Raw genomic sequence first — 16,303 nt, 5'->3', positions numbered from 1 at the left:
GAGACCAAGGAGTTAGCGTGCATTACCAGCCACAACGCGACCTGTTGCGAAACTACATTATTCTGGTCACCGGCGCCAGTGACGGCATCGGCAAAGAAGCGGCGCTGACTTATGCCCGCTACGGCGCGCGCGTCATCTTACTGGGGCGTAACGAAGACAAACTCCAGGCCGTTGCCGGACAGATAGCGTCCGAAGGCGGCCAGGCCGCCAGCCTCTACACGCTGGACATGGCCACCTGTACACCCGATGATTGCCAGCGTCTCGCTAACGAGATAACGCAACACTACCCGCGACTGGACGGTGTGCTGCATAACGCCGGCGTGCTGGGTGATGTTTGCCCAATGAGCGAACAACAGCCAGCCGTCTGGGATAACGTAATGCAGGTTAACGTCAACGCCACTTTCTATTTGACCCAGGCACTCCTTCCTTTATTACTCAAAGCGGAAAGCGGTTCGCTGGTCTTCACATCGTCAAGCGTTGGCCGCCAGGGCCGTGCAAATTGGGGGGCCTATGCCGCCTCTAAATTTGCCACCGAAGGCATGATGCAAGTGCTGGCAGAGGAGTACCAAAACCGTTTACGGGTCAATTGCATAAATCCGGGCGGTACCCGGACGCAGATGCGCGCCAGCGCCTTCCCGAGCGAAGATCCGCAGAAATTAAAAACGCCAGCCGATATTATGCCGCTCTATCTATGGCTGATGGGCGATGACAGCCGTCGCAAAACAGGCATGAGCTTTGATGCTCAGCCAGGACGAAAACCGGGGATATCACAATGAGTGAAGAACGTTACCAGCAACGCCAGCAGCGGGTGAAAGATAAGGTCGAAGCCCGCGTCGCGGCAGCGCAGGAAGAGCGTGGCATCATTATCGTTTTTACCGGCAATGGTAAAGGCAAAACCACCGCTGCATTCGGCACGGCCGCACGTGCCGTCGGCCACGGAAAGAAGGTCGGCGCCATTCAGTTTATTAAAGGCACCTGGCCTAATGGTGAACGTAATTTACTGGAACCGCATGGGGTCGAATTTCAGGTGATGGCAACCGGGTTCACCTGGGACACGCAAAACCGCGAGAGCGACACCGCCGCCTGCCTTGAGGTATGGACACATGCGCAGCGTATGCTGGCGGACGAAACGCTGGATATGGTGGTGCTCGATGAGTTGACCTATATGGTGGCCTACGATTACCTGCCCCTGGAAACCGTTCTTAACGCGCTGGAAAAGCGCCCGGCAAACCAGACGGTGATCATCACCGGTCGCGGCTGTCACCGCGATATCCTGGAGATTGCCGATACAGTCAGTGAACTGCGCCCGGTAAAACATGCTTTCGAAGCGGGCGTCAAGGCACAGATCGGTATCGACTATTAAGAGACCGCTGGCAGCAGCGTAGCAATGCGGCACTGCTGCCATGCCAATGATTGATTCAACCATCACACTCACCCACACATGTGACAGTGTCACGCTTTTCCGGCGCAGCATGGCGGAAATTATAATATGCGGGAACGAGAGGACGTTTCCGGCAAGGTAACCGGAAACGTCAGGAAATTAGCCGTTGCTGTTACGCCCACCGGAACGACGGCTACCCGGTGCCTGACGATTGCCTGACACCTGGCTGTGGCGTTTCACCGCACGACGAATCTGATTGGCTTTCATGCGGCGACGATCTTTTTCGACCGCCACTTTTGATGCGGTTTCCGGCGGCAACCCTACCAGCTCGCGCAGGTAGTTGGTTTGGGCCAGATCCAGTTCGGTATAACCACCGCGCGGCAATCCTTTCGGCAGTGGAATGTCGCCGTAGCGCACACGAATAAGGCGGCTAACCTGCACGCCAACTGCTTCCCACAATCGACGCACCTCGCGGTTACGCCCTTCGGTCAGGGTCACGTTATACCACTGGTTGATCCCTTCTCCACCGCTGAATTTAATGGTTTTGAATGCTGCCGGACCATCTTCCAGTTGAACGCCACGTGACAGTTCACGCACCCTGGCCTCTTCAATCTGGCCGAATACACGCACCGCGTATTCGCGTTCCACTTCACGGCTTGGGTGCATCAGGCGATTCGCCAGTTCACCGTCGGTGGTGAACAGCAGCAGACCACAGGTGTTGACGTCAAGACGTCCAACCGCAATCCAACGGGCGCCGCGCAGTTTTGGCAGACGGTCAAAAACGGTCGGACGGCCTTCCGGATCGTTACGCGTGCACAGCTCACCTTCAGGTTTGTAATACGCCAGCACACGGCAGATTTGTTCAGCGGACTCTTTTATCGAGATAAGATGACCGTCGATGCGAATTTTCAGTGCCTGGGTCACTTCAACGCGATCGCCCAGCGTGGCAATCTTGCCGTCTACGCTGACGCGGCCTGCTTCGATGATGGTTTCGATTTCACGGCGGGAGCCGTGGCCAGCTCGCGCCAGCACTTTCTGTAACTTTTCGCTCATAGAGCTTCCTCGGGTGTCGCCTTCACAGGCGTCGAATAAGGTCATCAGGCCACTGCGGCGCCTGTGAAATGGCCGCGTAGTATAGCGGCTTGCTTCATTATAGGAAAGGTTTAACGTCGCCGACGCCTTCACGAATAACAACCGGGGCATCGTCGGTAAGATCGACCACCGTTGTCGGTTGTTGTCCCAGATAGCCGCCATGGATAATCAAATCCACCAGCTTTTCCAGACGGTCTTTAATTTCATCCGGATCGGACTCGGTAAACTCGCTGCCAGGTAGCATTAGCGAAGTAGAGAGCATCGGCTCGCCAAGGGTATCGAGTAACGCCAGCGCAATCGGATTCGCCGGGACACGCAGACCGATGGTTTTACGTTTTTCCTGTAACAGGCGACGCGGCACCTCTTTCGTTCCTTTCAGGATAAAGGTGTAGTTACCTGGGGTGTTATTTTTGATCAGACGAAAAGCCACATTATCGACGAACGCATAGGTCGATAGCTCAGACAAATCGCGGCACATCAGGGTAAAGTTATGGCCATCCGGCAATTGACGGATACGGCAAATACGCTCCATCGCCCCTTTGTCTTCAATTTTACAGCCTAACGCATACCCGGAATCGGTAGGGTAAACAATCACCCCGCCTTTACGGACAATCTCAACGGCCTGGGTAATCAGGCGCGGTTGAGGATTTTCCGGATGAATATAAAAAAACTGACTCATACTTCCCTCTCTTCACTGTTTTGCGGCTGCTCCCATTTGCACCAGACGCCCTCAACATCAGCCGGTAGCCAAAGCTTGCGCCCCAGCTCAATCCATGGACATGGCTGATGGAAATCCGATCCCTGCGAGGCCAGTAAACCAAACTGGCGGGCATACTCGGCGAGTTGTTTACGCTCATTGGGAGCCTGCTGGCATTGGGCAACTTCCATCGCCTCTCCGCCGCTTTGGGCAAAATGCGCCAGCAGTCTTTTCAACCATTTAGCGGAGAGATCATATCGACCCGGATGGGCCAGGACCGCCGTTCCGCCAGAATGATGAATCACTTCAATAGCTTGTTCTATTGTACACCACTGCGGTGGAACATATCCGGTTTTCCCGCGCGCAAGATACCTTTTGAATACATCTGCCATATTTGTTGCTTTGCCGCACTCCACCAGGAAACGGGCAAAATGGCCACGCGTAACGGCAGCCCCCTGCGCCAGTCGCTGCGCCCCCTCCCATGCGCCCGGAATATGCGCCTTTTCCAGTCGCTCGGCAATCAGTCTGCCGCGCTGCTGGCGTCGTTCATGCTGATCCTGTAAAAATGTACACAGCGTCGGGTTTTCGATATCCATATTCAGCCCCACGATGTGGATCTCGTGGTTTTCCCAGACGGTGGAAATTTCCACACCGCTAATGAGTTTGAGTGCCAGCCCGGCACGTTCAATTTCTTCACGCGCAGCGGGAATGGCGGCGGTAGTGTCGTGATCGGTAATCGCCAGGGTCCCTACGCGCATTGCAACCGCACGGTGGACCAGTTCTTGTGGTGTCAGGACGCCATCGGAGGCAATGGTGTGGCTGTGCAGGTCATAAATCACTGCGTAATTCGTGTCGCTCAAAAGCGGCTCCCGTGGCCGATAAAACAATAACTGTGCCCTATCATAACGTTCTGCGGCGATTTTCTGAAATCGAGGGTTGACTTTCCTCGCGCGAACCAGTTAACTAGTACGCAAGTTCACTCCACGAGGTATCACTGATGAATATGCATATTTCCGTAAACCGCTGGTGGCGCACTCCCTGACATTGGGCAGTGTTTCACGTGCGTATTCAGCACACCGATACCCGGCCCGCCAACTGAGCGGGCTTTTTTTTGAACACATTTATGAGAGCAACTATGCAAACGCAAAAACCGACACTCGAATTGCTCACCAGCAACGCGCTGTACCGGGAGAACCCGACCGCGTTATTCCATCAACTGTGTGGTGCACGCCCGGCAACCTTGTTGCTGGAATCCGCCGATATCGACAGCAAAAACGATTTAAAAAGCCTGCTGCTGGTGGATAGCGCGCTGCGCATTACCGCGCTGGGTGACACTGTCACTATTGAGGCGTTAACGCAAAACGGCGCGTCTCTGTTACCGCTGCTGGATGCCGCGCTTCCGGCTGGTGTAGAAAACACCGTCCGGGCAGATGCTCGCGTCTTACGTTTTCCGCCCGTCAGCACCCTGCTCGACGAAGACGCACGCCTGTGTTCACTCTCTGTTTTCGATGCCTTCCGTCTGTTACAGGGGCTGGTCGATGTCCCTGCCGATGAGCGCGAAACCATGTTCTTCGGCGGCCTGTTTGCCTACGACCTGGTGGCAGGATTCGAAGATTTACCCGCGCTGAGCCATGACCGTCGCTGCCCGGACTACTGCTTTTATCTGGCAGAAACCTTACTGGTGATCGACCATCAGAAGCGCCACACCCGCATTCAGGTGAGCCTGTTTTCCGCCGATGCTGACGAAAAAGCGCGACTGACTCAACGAATTGAAACCCTGCATGAACAATTAAATGTGCCGCCAGGGCCATTGCCGGTTGAATCCGTCAGCGATATGCGCTGCGAATGCAACCAGAGCGATGAAGAGTACGGCGCGGTTGTGCGCCAGATGCAAAAAGCGATTCGTGCCGGTGAGATTTTTCAGGTCGTGCCGTCTCGTCGTTTCACCCTGCCGTGCCCGTCACCGCTGGCCGCCTATGAAGTACTGAAAAAGAGTAACCCAAGCCCATACATGTTCTTTATGCAGGACAATGACTTCGCCCTGTTTGGCGCCTCGCCGGAAAGCTCTCTCAAATATGACGCCACCTCACGCCAGATTGAAATCTACCCGATCGCCGGGACTCGCCCACGCGGACGTCGCGCCGACGGTTCCCTGGATCGTGACCTGGACAGCCGTATTGAACTCGAAATGCGTACCGACCATAAAGAGCTTTCCGAACATCTGATGCTGGTTGACCTCGCGCGTAACGATCTGGCGCGCATTTGTACTCCAGGCAGTCGCTATGTGGCAGATCTGACCAAAGTCGACCGCTACTCCTTCGTAATGCATCTGGTTTCACGTGTGGTTGGTGAACTGCGACAGGACCTGGACGTGCTCCACGCTTATCGCGCTTGTATGAACATGGGCACGCTCAGTGGGGCCCCAAAAGTACGCGCCATGCAGCTTATTGCTGATGCAGAAGGCTCCCGCCGTGGCAGTTACGGCGGCGCGGTGGGCTATTTCACCGCCCACGGTGACCTGGATACCTGCATCGTGATTCGTTCTGCCTGGGTTGAAGACGGTGTCGCCACCGTTCAGGCAGGCGCTGGCGTGGTACTGGATTCAGTACCGCAATCAGAAGCCGATGAAACACGTAATAAAGCCCGCGCGGTTCTGCGCGCCATTGCTAAAGCGCATAACGCTCAGGAGACATTCTGATGGCTGACATTCTGCTGCTCGATAATATCGATTCATTTACCTATAACCTGGCGGATCAGTTGCGCGCCAGCGGGCATAACGTGGTGATTTACCGTAACCATGTTCCGGCACAAACCCTGATTGACCGCCTGGCGACCATGAAAAACCCGGTGCTGATGCTCTCGCCAGGGCCAGGGGCGCCGTCAGAAGCAGGCTGCATGCCTGAGTTGCTGACCCGCATGCGCGGCAAACTGCCGATTATCGGCATCTGTCTGGGACATCAGGCAATTGTAGAAGCCTATGGAGGCTATGTCGGTCAGGCAGGCGAAATCCTGCACGGTAAAGCCTCAAGCATAGAACATGACGGTCAGGCCATGTTTGCCGGGCTGGCGAACCCGCTGCCGGTGGCGCGCTACCATTCACTGGTGGGCAGCAACATTCCGGCAGGGTTAACCATCAACGCGCATTTTAATGGCATGGTGATGGCTGTGCGTCATGATGCGGATCGCGTATGTGGCTTCCAGTTCCATCCGGAATCCATTCTGACTTCGCAAGGCGCCCGCTTGCTGGAACAAACCCTGGCCTGGGCGCTGCAGAAACTGGAGCAGACCAATACCCTGCAACCAGTACTGGAAAAACTGTATCAGGCGCAAACCCTGAGCCAACAGGAAAGCCACCAGCTTTTCTCTGCCGTGGTGCGCGGCGAGCTGAAGCCTGAACAACTGGCCGCAGCGCTGGTCAGTATGAAAGTGCGTGGTGAGCACCCCAATGAAATCGCCGGGGCGGCCACCGCGTTACTGGAAAATGCCGCGCCGTTCCCACGCCCGGACTATCCGTTTGCCGATATCGTGGGCACCGGTGGCGACGGCAGCAACAGTATCAATATTTCCACCGCCAGCGCTTTTGTGGCGGCGGCCTGCGGGCTTAAGGTTGCCAAACACGGTAACCGCAGCGTTTCCAGCCGTTCCGGCTCATCCGATTTACTGGCAGCTTTCGGCATTAATCTGGATATGAATGCGGATAAATCCCGCACTGCGCTGGATGAACTGGGGGTCTGTTTCTTATTTGCACCGAAGTATCACACCGGGTTCCGCCACGCGATGCCGGTGCGCCAGCAGCTTAAAACGCGCACCTTGTTTAACGTCCTGGGGCCATTGATTAACCCGGCGCACCCGCCGCTGGCGTTGATCGGTGTTTACAGCCCGGAACTGGTGTTACCCATTGCCGAAACCCTGCGTGTTCTGGGCTATCAACGTGCGGCCGTTGTGCACAGCGGTGGGATGGATGAGGTGTCACTGCATGCCCCGACGGTAGTGGCTGAATTGCGTGACGGCGAGATCAAAAGCTACCAGCTTACCGCTGCTGATTTCGGTCTGACGCCCTATCACCAGGAGCAACTGGCAGGCGGCACACCGGAAGAAAACCGTGACATTCTGACACGCTTACTACAAGGTAAAGGTGAAGCCGCCCATGAGGCCGCCGTTGCTGCAAATGTCGCCATGTTGATGCGTTTACATGGTGAAGAGGATTTGCAAGCTAACGCGCAAAAAGTTATGCAGGTGCTGCACAGCGGCGCCGCCTATGACAAAGTCACCGCACTTGCGGCAAGAGGGTAAAGAATGCAAACCGTATTAGCAAAAATCGTCGCGGATAAGGCGATTTGGGTAGCCGCCCGCAAGGAGCAGCAGCCGCTGGCCAGTTTTCAGAATGACGTGGTGCCGAGCACTCGTCGCTTCTACGACGCCCTGCAGGGTACGCGCACCGCGTTTATCCTGGAATGCAAAAAAGCATCCCCGTCAAAAGGGGTGATTCGCGATGATTTCGACCCGGCGCGTATCGCCGGGGTTTACAAACACCATGCGTCGGCCATCTCCGTACTGACCGACGAGAAATATTTCCAGGGCAGTTTTGATTTCCTGCCTGTTGTCAGCCAGATCGCGCATCAGCCGATTCTGTGTAAAGACTTCATTATCGACCCTTACCAGATTTATCTGGCGCGTTTTTACCAGGCCGATGCCTGTCTGCTGATGCTCTCGGTACTGGATGATGAGCAATACCGCCAGCTCTCTGCCGTCGCCCACAGCCTGAGCATGGGTGTACTGACCGAAGTCAGCAATGAAGAAGAGCTGGAACGCGCTATCGCGCTTGGGGCAAAAGTGGTCGGCATCAATAACCGCGACCTGCGCGATCTGTCCATCGATCTGAATCGTACACGTCAGTTGGCTCCGCGCCTGGGCGCAGGGGTAACGGTTATCAGCGAATCAGGGATTAACACTTATGCGCAGGTGCGTGAACTGAGTCATTTCGCCAATGGTTTCCTGATTGGTTCCGCGCTGATGTCTCATGACGATCTGGACGCCGCAGTTAAACGCGTTTTGCTTGGCGAAAATAAAGTCTGCGGCCTGACGCGCCCGCAAGATGCGCTGGTCGCTTATGAAGCGGGAGCGATTTATGGCGGTCTGATTTTCGTCGCCTCGTCCCCCCGTGCCGTCAACGTCGCCCAGGCCCGCACGGTTATGGCGGGCGCACCACTCCAGTACGTTGGTGTGTTCCGTAATGCGCCGGTCGAAACCGTGTCGGCCAACGTGGAGCAACTGGGGTTAGTCGCCGTACAGTTACACGGCAGTGAAGACCAGCACTATATCGACACGCTGCGTAAGCAGTTGCCGGATAGCGTACAAATCTGGAAGGCGCTGAGCGTGGGCGATACCCTGCCGGCCCGCGACCTGAACCATGTCGATAAGTATGTGTTTGATAACGGCCAGGGCGGTAGCGGTAAGCGTTTTGACTGGAGCCTGCTGTCAGGGCAAACGCTGGACAACGTACTGCTGGCAGGCGGACTTGGCGCAGATAACTGCGTGGAAGCGGCCAAAACCGGCTGTGCCGGACTCGATTTCAATTCAGGCGTAGAGTCTGAACCCGGGAAAAAAGACGCCGATAAAGTGGCCTCGGTATTCCGAACTTTACGCGCTTATTAAGGAAGAAAACCATGACGACATTATTAAATCCGTATTTTGGTGAGTTTGGTGGCATGTATGTGCCGCAAATCCTGATGCCTGCACTGCGTCAGCTGGAAGAAGCCTTTGTCAGCGCGCAAAAAGATCCTGAGTTTCAGGCGCAATTCACCGATTTACTGAAAAACTACGCCGGTCGCCCGACCGCGCTGACTAAATGCCAGAACATTACCGCAGGGACTAATACCACCCTGTACCTGAAGCGTGAGGATTTACTGCACGGCGGCGCACACAAAACCAACCAGGTATTAGGACAGGCGCTGCTGGCAAAACGGATGGGTAAAACAGAAATCATCGCCGAAACCGGTGCCGGGCAGCACGGTGTGGCATCGGCGCTCGCCAGCGCCCTGCTCGGTCTGAAATGCCGCATCTACATGGGGGCGAAAGATGTGGAGCGTCAGTCGCCAAACGTCTTCCGTATGCGCTTAATGGGCGCAGAGGTGATCCCAGTACACAGCGGCTCCGCCACCCTGAAAGATGCCTGTAATGAAGCGCTGCGCGACTGGTCTGGCAGCTACGATACCGCGCACTACATGCTCGGTACCGCCGCAGGCCCGCACCCCTTCCCGACCATTGTGCGCGAATTCCAGCGGATGATCGGTGAAGAGACCAAAGGGCAGATCCTCGAAAAAGAAGGCCGCCTGCCGGATGCCGTCATCGCCTGCGTGGGCGGAGGCTCCAATGCGATCGGCATGTTTGCCGATTTCATTGAAGAGACCAGTGTTGGCCTTATCGGGGTCGAACCTGCCGGACATGGTATCGAAACTGGTGAACACGGCGCGCCGCTTAAGCATGGCCGCGTGGGGATCTATTTCGGAATGAAATCCCCAATGATGCAGACCGATGAAGGCCAGATCGAGGAGTCGTACTCTATCTCTGCGGGGCTGGATTTCCCGTCCGTGGGGCCACAACACGCTTATCTGAACAGCACCGGTCGTGCGGATTATGTCTCTATTACCGATGACGAAGCACTCGAAGCCTTTAAGACGCTGTGCCGCCACGAAGGGATTATTCCGGCACTCGAATCCTCCCACGCCCTGGCCCATGCGCTGAAAATGATGCGTGAGAACCCGGAAAAAGAGCAACTGCTGGTGGTTAACCTGTCTGGCCGTGGAGATAAAGATATCTTCACCGTACACGATATTTTGAAAGCGCGAGGGGAAATCTGATGGAACGCTACGAGACACTTTTTAAACAATTGAAGGAACGCAAGGAAGGTGCATTTGTTCCCTTTGTCACGCTGGGCGATCCCTCACCTGAGCAATCACTGAAAATCATCGATACGCTGATTGAAGCCGGCGCCGATGCTCTGGAATTAGGGATCCCGTTTTCAGACCCCCTGGCAGACGGCCCGACCATTCAAAATGCCACGCTGCGCGCCTTTGCCGCAGGCGTCACGCCGAGCCAGTGTTTTGAAATGCTGGCCGCGATTCGCCAGAAACATCCGACGATCCCGATTGGCCTGCTGATGTACGCCAACCTCGTCTTTAGCCGCGGTATAGATGAGTTCTATGCCCAGTGCGAGAAAGCGGGTGTCGACTCAGTGCTGGTCGCCGATGTGCCAGTGGAGGAGTCTGCGCCGTTCCGTCAGGCCGCGCTGCGGCATAATGTCGCGCCGATCTTCATCTGCCCGCCAAACGCCGATGACGAGTTGCTGCGTCAAATCGCCTCGCACGGTCGCGGTTATACCTATCTGCTCTCCCGTGCCGGGGTTACCGGGGCGGAAAACCGTGCCGCGTTGCCGCTCCACCACCTGGTCGAAAAACTGACCGAGTATCATGCTGCGCCGCCATTGCAAGGGTTTGGCATCTCTGCGCCTGACCAGGTGACCGCAGCCATTGATGCGGGCGCTGCCGGGGCAATATCAGGTTCCGCTATCGTCAAAATTATCGAGAAAAACCTTGATAAACCTGCCGTGATGCTCGAAGAACTTGGCGCATTTGTCCGGGCGATGAAAGCCGGCACTCGTCAGTAATGCCTCCTGACGCCCGGCCCACCGCCGGGCGTTTTATCTGCAACGTATTTTCCGCCCACTGAAACAGCGTCTGCACCCCCTGCAAAGCCCCATTTCACCAATAGCACTCATTCTTTGCTGATGTGTCTGTCTTATTATTCGTTTTTCAGCGGCCTGTCGTTTCCCGTTTCTTCACCTGGTGGCTGACTGTTAACTACCACACAATCCTGACTCGCGACGGCTATAGCGGGTCAATTCTGCATTGCCTGCATAACGCTAAGGCTTAATAATGTCGCGGATATGTGGGACACGGATGACAGTAAACAACGTAGCGTATTCATCATCCGTCAGAGGCTGATGTCTTTAATGGGAAGGATGTCCATATGTTTAATAAAGCCGCATTGATAAGAGGCTGGTTTACAATTGCGACGATTTTCACCTGTTTCACCCTTGGCAGTTATATAGGCCATTACTATTTTGCCGGGTCACGTATTCCATGGCTTATAGGGGTTATTGCCGCAATAGTCATCAATTGGGGATCGTACGGTGTGCTGAAAAAACTCACCTGAATTTCTTTTTGATAAAAACTGGCCACCCTTATGCGGCCAGTTTTTTATAGTGCCTGTCAGAAGCGATAGCCAGCAGCAAACATAAATACCCACGGATCGAGCCGCGTACTCACGCTTTGCTGCGCGCCTCCCGCTTTAAAACGAACGTCCGTATCAATATCCATGTACCAGACCGAAGCATTAATCAGCCAGTTACGGTTAATTAAATAATCCACCCCTACCTGTCCTGCCGCGCCCCAGGAATTTTTCAGGCTTAAATCAGAAAGTCCAGCCGATTTACCCGTATCGTTGAATTTTTCATCAAAGAACATGGTGTAGTTGATACCCGCACCAATATACGGGCGGACTTTACTTGCGGCATCACCAAAATACCACTGTGCCATCAGCGTTGGGGGCAAGTGGTGAACGGTTGCGATATTACCGGTTGGGCCGGTCCCTACTTTATGACGAAACGGGGTCGCTGCCAGCAATTCCACGCCAACGTTGTCCGTTGCCATATACGTCATGGTCAGTCCGAGCTGGGTATTATTATCGACGTTAAAACTTCCCAGACTCCCTAACACATTATCCGATCCCTCCGTCGGCCTCACAGTCGCGGAACCGGCACGCATGAAAAATTCCCCCGCTTCATGCGCATACGCACCTGCGGAAAGACTGCTGAGGATCAATGCTGCCACGGCTAATTTATTCATATCCACTCCATGTATGTGGTTTTTCATAGGCGCCGTGAATATACCTATAAATAAGTACATCGTGATCCAATCTGGATCACATTACATTCGTTAATTTAACATTTATTGATCTGAGTTAATTTTGGCTGCCAGTTCAGACTTTTAGTTTTTGTATTCACATCAATTTTGCCGTTTAAACTTGCTAAAAAAATCGTCATCGTTCCCTCTTGCCGACGCGTGCTCGTGGGTCTACTTTAATGAACTCACAATTTGAATTGATGCGTCGTTATTGCAGGTGTGCCATGAGTGATCTCAACCCGTGCATGTCGTGCGGAGCCTGTTGTGCTTATTTTCGTGTCTCTTTCTACTGGGCCGAGGCGGATGACGCTGGCGGTTCCGTACCGGCTCAACTGACTGAGCCTGTCACCCCCTTTTTACGCTGTATGCGCGGAACCAATCAGAAGCGAAGCCATTGTGTCGCGCTGGAAGGCATTCCGGGTGAGTCAGCGCGTTGCCGTATTTATGAGCAACGACCATCTCCTTGCCGCGAATTTATGATGTCGGGCGAGAATGACGAGGCCAATGAGGCCTGCGATCGCGCCCGTGCGTATTACGGGTTACCACCGCTTTACAAAGATATGCTTTTCCATACATCCACGGAGGCTGCCACCGATGACGCTTTCAGGGTACAATTGTGATGAATTTAACATTGCAGAACTCAAGGAGAGTGCATGTCTATCACGGCAGAATCCGTTTACCGTGACACGGGGAATTTTTTTCGTAATCAGTTTGTTACTATTTTACTGATTGCACTTCTATGTGCATTTATTACAGTGCTGTTAGGGCGCGTCTTTTCGCCCAGTGACGCCCAGCTTTCGATCCTGGGTGAAGGTGATTATCGGGCGGAAAGCACCGGGTTGTTCGACCTGGTGCGCAATATGACGCAGGAACAGCAGCAGGTATTGCTACGCTTATCAGCGGCAGCCACCTTCTCCGGTTTGATCGGGAATGCCATCCTGGCGGGCAGCACGTTGATGATGATCCGGATGATCTCGGCAGGGCAACGCGTTAGCGCGCTTCGTGCTATCGGTGCCAGTGCGCCAGTTTTGCCCGCGCTGTTTATCCTGTTCATGTTGACAACCTTTATGGTGCAAATCGGCATGATGTTCATCTTCGTACCCGGCGTATTACTGGCTATTTTGCTGGCGTTCGCACCGGTGATGATGGTTCAGGATCGCGCGGGCGTCTTCTCGGCGATGCGCGGCAGTATGCGTCTGGGCTGGAACAATATGCGTCTGGTCGCGCCTGCGGTCATCGGCTGGTTGCTGGCAAAAATCGCACTGCTGATGTTTGCACATAATTTAGCGTTTCTTACGCCGGAAGTCGGTGCGGTGGTCGCAAACACGGTGAGCAACATGATATCTGTCGCTTTGCTCATTTATCTGTTTCGCCTGTATATGCTGATACGTCAGTGATTTTTCGCCTGCGATAGCAGGCAATTTAACGGAACCGTAGAATGAAGCAGTTTCTTGATTTTCTCCCACTGGTGGTGTTTTTCGCTTTTTACAAGCTGTATGACATTTATGCAGCAACGACAGCTTTGATCATCGCTACGGCTGTTGTCCTGATTTATAGCTGGGTGCGTTACCGTAAAGTCGAAAAAATGGCGCTGATTACTTTTGTACTGGTGGCCGTTTTCGGTGGACTGACGATTTTCTTCCACAATGACGAATTCATTAAATGGAAAGTCACGGTTATCTACGCCCTGTTTGCCGGTGCCTTGCTGTTTAGCCAGTGGGTAATGAAAAAACCACTTATCCAACGCATGCTGGGTAAAGAGCTCACCCTGCCGCCGGTAGTATGGGAGCGCCTCAACCTTGCCTGGGCGCTATTTTTCATCCTTTGTGGTCTGGCCAATATTTATATCGCCTTCTGGCTGCCACAAAATATCTGGGTGAATTTCAAAGTGTTTGGCTTAACGGCGCTGACTCTTATCTTTACCGTATTAAGCGGTGTTTATATCTATCGTCACATTCCGCAGGACGATAAACCCTGAGTGGCACGTAAAAAACCGGGCACTGCCCGGTTTTTTTCTACATACCACCTTATCTAATTGTTTTCAGCCATAAATCCATAGTAGCATCCGCCAGAATCCCCCTTATTTATTGATGAGATAACCATGTCTAACACTCAGGATGCACCGCAGGGCGAACTTGTTCTGCGCACACTGGCAATGCCGGCAGACACCAATGCTAACGGTGATATTTTTGGCGGCTGGCTGATGTCGCAGATGGATATGGGCGGAGCAATTCTTGCTAAAGAGATCGCTCACGGACGCGTCGTCACTGTCCGCGTCGATGGTATGACTTTCCTGCGCCCCGTCGCCGTGGGCGATGTAGTGTGCTGTTATGCACGCTGTGTGAAACGCGGTAATACGTCGGTTACCATCAACGTCGAAGTCTGGATTAAAAAGGTCGCCTCAGAACCTATTGGTCAACGTTATAAAGCAACGGACGCACTGTTTATTTATGTCGCCGTGGATAATGATGGTAAACCGCGACCGCTGCCCGTGCAGGCATAAAAAAAGCCTCCATCTGGAGGCTTTTTTGCTTAATCCATTGTCGTGCCACCGTCCATGCGGAAGATAATGTTAACCGTGATGCCGGTGCCCGGTTTACCCGGTTCATAACGCCATTTACGCATGGCGGTCTTCACATCACGCTCGAACATATTCGCCGGCTGCGCTGAAAGAATCTCCACGTTGTCGATACGGCCATCCTGTAATACATCAAATTTCACGCGAACACGTCCTTCAATACGCAAGGCTTTTGCGCGCGGTGGATATTGAGGCTGGGTGCGGCTTAATGCGCGCGGACCTGCCGGGACCGACGGCACAGGTTTGGTGGCGATGGCTGGCGCGTTATTCATCGCCGGACGCGGCGGTGCGTTACTTTCTACCGGTGCCGCCTGACGGGGTTCTACCGGTTTTGCTTCACGCTTAGGCTGCTCGACTTTTTTCTCCGGTTTCGGCTTCGGTTTAGGTTTTGGCTTCGGTTCAGGTTTGTGGATCACCACCGGCGCTTCTTTTGGCGGCTCGGGAACGGGCTCCGGCTCGGGTTCCGGCTCCGCAACGGGTTCTGGTGGTGGCTGCACCGCCTGCGGTGGCTCCAGCTCTGCTGGTGTCACCATGGTCACCGTAATCGGCGCTGCGGGTGCCGGTAATTCAATAACCTGATGTACCGAGGCATACAAGATGGCCGCCACGACAGCGCCATGCATACCGACGGACAACAGTGTCGGCCAGGGAAAGCGACGGGGTAAATCAAGGGCCATTGAAGTCATAATCGTTTCAGTTGAAAAAGCAAAGTTAGATTCTAAATGCAAATAGCAATCATATTCAACCAGCCATCGCGTCTGCCCCGGTTTTTGTGCGCATACGGTTAAAAAAAGCGCACACTGAAAAAGGATAATCACGCGCCATCATCTTTGCGTTGCAGGCATTTATGGATTCACATAACGTAGTTGTTTTCTCATGATGAAGGAGCTCTACCCGTGCTATATGTAATTTTCTCACAGGACGTTGCTGATTCCCTCGAAAAACGCCTTTCCGTGCGCCCGGCTCATCTGGCACGTCTGCAATTGCTGCAAGACGAAGGTCGTTTATTAACGGCAGGCCCTATGCCAGCCGTAGACAGTAACGATCCGGGTGCGGCGGGTTTTACCGGCTCAACCGTTATCGCTGAATTTGAATCTCTGGAAGCGGCGCAGTCCTGGGCCGACGCGGACCCGTACGTCGCGGCTGGCGTTTACCAGCACGTCATCGTTAAGCCGTTTAAGAAAGTGTTCTGACTATCAGAAATAACAAAGGGGTAAAAATCATAATACCCCTTTCTTTTACCCGTGTTTAATGGGCGATCGTTTTTGAAAACAAATTAATAATAACCACGCCGGCAATAATTAACCCCATCCCCAGCATCGCCGGAAAATCCAGTTTCTGTCCGTGAATAATCCAGCCCACTGTACCAATCAATACAATCCCTACCCCGGACCAGACGGCGTAAATCACCCCGGTGGGTATAGTGCGCATTGGGATGGTCAGACACCAGAATGCAATACAATAGCCAACAATACTGATGATGCTGGGCGCCAGGCGGGTAAAACTATCGGAACTTTTAAGCGCAGTGGTCGCAATGACTTCACTGACGATCGCCAGGGCGAGAAAAATAATGGCTTCTTTATTCATGGTTA

At 54.0% G+C, this 16,303-nt stretch carries 19 protein-coding genes and 1 other annotated feature; of the genes, 13 read left to right on the top strand and 6 right to left on the bottom strand.

Going from position 1 to position 16,303, the window contains the following annotated elements; genetic code table 11:
* Positions 1-17 precede the first annotated feature (17 nt).
* Positions 18-776, top strand: coding sequence for a YciK family oxidoreductase (locus IP582_RS11725; protein WP_193796054.1), 759 nt, complete (start codon positions 18-20; stop codon positions 774-776).
* Positions 773-1,363: a cob(I)yrinic acid a,c-diamide adenosyltransferase gene (cobO, locus tag IP582_RS11720; protein ID WP_193796053.1), complete on the top strand. Its 591-nt coding sequence runs from the start codon at positions 773-775 to the stop codon at positions 1,361-1,363. The genes IP582_RS11725 and cobO overlap by 4 nt, the downstream gene beginning before the upstream one ends.
* Before the next feature lie 177 nt (positions 1,364-1,540).
* Here the strand turns inward: cobO and rluB are convergent, their stop codons facing one another.
* The 3 genes from rluB to rnm form a co-directional block, all read right to left on the bottom strand.
* Complete coding sequence (gene rluB, locus IP582_RS11715; RefSeq protein WP_193796052.1) at positions 1,541-2,434, bottom strand: 23S rRNA pseudouridine(2605) synthase RluB; 894 nt, start codon at positions 2,432-2,434, stop codon at positions 1,541-1,543.
* Positions 2,435-2,531: 97 nt separating this feature from the next.
* The gene (locus tag IP582_RS11710) at positions 2,532-3,152 is read right to left on the bottom strand and encodes an L-threonylcarbamoyladenylate synthase (protein WP_039076924.1); all 621 of its coding nucleotides are present in this window, start codon (positions 3,150-3,152) and stop codon (positions 2,532-2,534) included.
* Positions 3,149-4,030: an RNase AM gene (rnm, locus tag IP582_RS11705; protein WP_039076923.1), complete on the bottom strand. Its 882-nt coding sequence runs from the start codon at positions 4,028-4,030 to the stop codon at positions 3,149-3,151. Before rnm ends, IP582_RS11710 begins: the two co-directional genes overlap by 4 nt.
* 158 nt (positions 4,031-4,188) lie before the next feature.
* Positions 4,189-4,283, top strand: a sequence feature (Trp leader region).
* Positions 4,284-4,305: 22 nt separating this feature from the next.
* Between rnm and IP582_RS11700 the strand changes: the two genes are divergently transcribed.
* The 6 genes from IP582_RS11700 (at position 4,306) to IP582_RS11675 (ending at position 11,384) form a co-directional block, all read left to right on the top strand.
* Positions 4,306-5,868: an anthranilate synthase component 1 gene (locus tag IP582_RS11700; RefSeq protein WP_193796051.1), complete on the top strand. Its 1,563-nt coding sequence runs from the start codon at positions 4,306-4,308 to the stop codon at positions 5,866-5,868.
* Positions 5,868-7,463, top strand: coding sequence for a bifunctional anthranilate synthase glutamate amidotransferase component TrpG/anthranilate phosphoribosyltransferase TrpD (gene trpD, locus IP582_RS11695; RefSeq protein WP_039076921.1), 1,596 nt, complete (start codon positions 5,868-5,870; stop codon positions 7,461-7,463). Before IP582_RS11700 ends, trpD begins: the two co-directional genes overlap by 1 nt.
* A gap of 3 nt (positions 7,464-7,466) precedes the next feature.
* Positions 7,467-8,825 carry a bifunctional indole-3-glycerol-phosphate synthase TrpC/phosphoribosylanthranilate isomerase TrpF gene (gene trpCF, locus IP582_RS11690; protein ID WP_071194078.1) on the top strand — a complete coding sequence of 453 codons (1,359 nt, stop codon included), beginning with the start codon at positions 7,467-7,469 and terminating at the stop codon, positions 8,823-8,825.
* 11 nt (positions 8,826-8,836) lie between these two features.
* Complete coding sequence (gene trpB / locus IP582_RS11685; protein ID WP_193796050.1) at positions 8,837-10,030, top strand: tryptophan synthase subunit beta; 1,194 nt, start codon at positions 8,837-8,839, stop codon at positions 10,028-10,030.
* Entirely contained in the window at positions 10,030-10,836 is an 807-nt protein-coding gene (gene trpA, locus IP582_RS11680) for a tryptophan synthase subunit alpha (RefSeq protein ID WP_039076918.1), read from the top strand. Before trpB ends, trpA begins: the two co-directional genes overlap by 1 nt.
* Positions 10,837-11,198: 362 nt before the next feature.
* Positions 11,199-11,384 carry a hypothetical protein gene (locus IP582_RS11675; protein ID WP_071194076.1) on the top strand — a complete coding sequence of 62 codons (186 nt, stop codon included), beginning with the start codon at positions 11,199-11,201 and terminating at the stop codon, positions 11,382-11,384.
* 56 nt (positions 11,385-11,440) lie between these two features.
* On the opposite strand, the gene ompW is transcribed toward IP582_RS11675, so the two are convergent.
* Positions 11,441-12,076: an outer membrane protein OmpW gene (gene ompW, locus IP582_RS11670; protein ID WP_039076916.1), complete on the bottom strand. Its 636-nt coding sequence runs from the start codon at positions 12,074-12,076 to the stop codon at positions 11,441-11,443.
* A gap of 281 nt (positions 12,077-12,357) precedes the next feature.
* On the opposite strand from ompW, the gene IP582_RS11665 reads away from it, so the two are divergent.
* The 4 genes from IP582_RS11665 to yciA all read left to right on the top strand — a co-directional run bounded on the left by IP582_RS11665 (position 12,358) and on the right by yciA (position 14,636).
* Positions 12,358-12,753 carry a YkgJ family cysteine cluster protein gene (locus IP582_RS11665; RefSeq protein WP_039076915.1) on the top strand — a complete coding sequence of 132 codons (396 nt, stop codon included), beginning with the start codon at positions 12,358-12,360 and terminating at the stop codon, positions 12,751-12,753.
* 33 nt (positions 12,754-12,786) lie between these two features.
* Positions 12,787-13,530: a YciC family protein gene (locus IP582_RS11660; protein WP_193796049.1), complete on the top strand. Its 744-nt coding sequence runs from the start codon at positions 12,787-12,789 to the stop codon at positions 13,528-13,530.
* Between the two features lie 41 nt (positions 13,531-13,571).
* Entirely contained in the window at positions 13,572-14,111 is a 540-nt protein-coding gene (locus tag IP582_RS11655; protein WP_193796048.1) for a septation protein A, read from the top strand.
* A gap of 123 nt (positions 14,112-14,234) precedes the next feature.
* Positions 14,235-14,636 (top strand): acyl-CoA thioester hydrolase YciA, encoded by a 402-nt coding sequence (gene yciA, locus IP582_RS11650; protein WP_193796047.1) that lies wholly within the window; start codon positions 14,235-14,237, stop codon positions 14,634-14,636.
* Positions 14,637-14,665: 29 nt separating this feature from the next.
* On the opposite strand, the gene tonB is transcribed toward yciA, so the two are convergent.
* Positions 14,666-15,388 (bottom strand): TonB system transport protein TonB, encoded by a 723-nt coding sequence (gene tonB / locus IP582_RS11645; RefSeq protein WP_193796256.1) that lies wholly within the window; start codon positions 15,386-15,388, stop codon positions 14,666-14,668.
* A gap of 219 nt (positions 15,389-15,607) precedes the next feature.
* Between tonB and IP582_RS11640 the strand changes: the two genes are divergently transcribed.
* Positions 15,608-15,904, top strand: coding sequence for a YciI family protein (locus tag IP582_RS11640; protein ID WP_193796046.1), 297 nt, complete (start codon positions 15,608-15,610; stop codon positions 15,902-15,904).
* A gap of 55 nt (positions 15,905-15,959) precedes the next feature.
* On the opposite strand, the gene IP582_RS11635 is transcribed toward IP582_RS11640, so the two are convergent.
* Complete coding sequence (locus tag IP582_RS11635) at positions 15,960-16,298, bottom strand: SMR family transporter (RefSeq protein WP_193796045.1); 339 nt, start codon at positions 16,296-16,298, stop codon at positions 15,960-15,962.
* Positions 16,299-16,303: the final 5 nt, after the last annotated feature.

It is taken from the genome of Citrobacter sp. BDA59-3, from assembly GCF_015167655.1.
Lineage (GTDB): Bacteria > Pseudomonadota > Gammaproteobacteria > Enterobacterales > Enterobacteriaceae > Phytobacter > Phytobacter diazotrophicus.
Note: the sequence above shows the minus strand (reverse complement) of the source record. Positions and strands in the feature narration are given on the sequence as shown.

Coding starts and splice junctions, on each gene's coding strand:
- tonB (WP_193796256.1), bottom strand. CDS start 15,388: ATGGCCCTTGATTTACCCCGTCGCTTTCCCTGGCCGACACTGTTGTCC.
- trpCF (WP_071194078.1), top strand. CDS start 7,467: ATGCAAACCGTATTAGCAAAAATCGTCGCGGATAAGGCGATTTGGGTA.
- trpB (WP_193796050.1), top strand. CDS start 8,837: ATGACGACATTATTAAATCCGTATTTTGGTGAGTTTGGTGGCATGTAT.
- IP582_RS11710 (WP_039076924.1), bottom strand. CDS start 3,152: ATGAGTCAGTTTTTTTATATTCATCCGGAAAATCCTCAACCGCGCCTG.
- yciA (WP_193796047.1), top strand. CDS start 14,235: ATGTCTAACACTCAGGATGCACCGCAGGGCGAACTTGTTCTGCGCACA.
- IP582_RS11700 (WP_193796051.1), top strand. CDS start 4,306: ATGCAAACGCAAAAACCGACACTCGAATTGCTCACCAGCAACGCGCTG.
- rluB (WP_193796052.1), bottom strand. CDS start 2,434: ATGAGCGAAAAGTTACAGAAAGTGCTGGCGCGAGCTGGCCACGGCTCC.
- ompW (WP_039076916.1), bottom strand. CDS start 12,076: ATGAATAAATTAGCCGTGGCAGCATTGATCCTCAGCAGTCTTTCCGCA.
- IP582_RS11635 (WP_193796045.1), bottom strand. CDS start 16,298: ATGAATAAAGAAGCCATTATTTTTCTCGCCCTGGCGATCGTCAGTGAA.
- IP582_RS11675 (WP_071194076.1), top strand. CDS start 11,199: ATGTTTAATAAAGCCGCATTGATAAGAGGCTGGTTTACAATTGCGACG.
- cobO (WP_193796053.1), top strand. CDS start 773: ATGAGTGAAGAACGTTACCAGCAACGCCAGCAGCGGGTGAAAGATAAG.
- IP582_RS11655 (WP_193796048.1), top strand. CDS start 13,572: ATGAAGCAGTTTCTTGATTTTCTCCCACTGGTGGTGTTTTTCGCTTTT.
- IP582_RS11665 (WP_039076915.1), top strand. CDS start 12,358: ATGAGTGATCTCAACCCGTGCATGTCGTGCGGAGCCTGTTGTGCTTAT.
- IP582_RS11660 (WP_193796049.1), top strand. CDS start 12,787: ATGTCTATCACGGCAGAATCCGTTTACCGTGACACGGGGAATTTTTTT.
- trpA (WP_039076918.1), top strand. CDS start 10,030: ATGGAACGCTACGAGACACTTTTTAAACAATTGAAGGAACGCAAGGAA.
- trpD (WP_039076921.1), top strand. CDS start 5,868: ATGGCTGACATTCTGCTGCTCGATAATATCGATTCATTTACCTATAAC.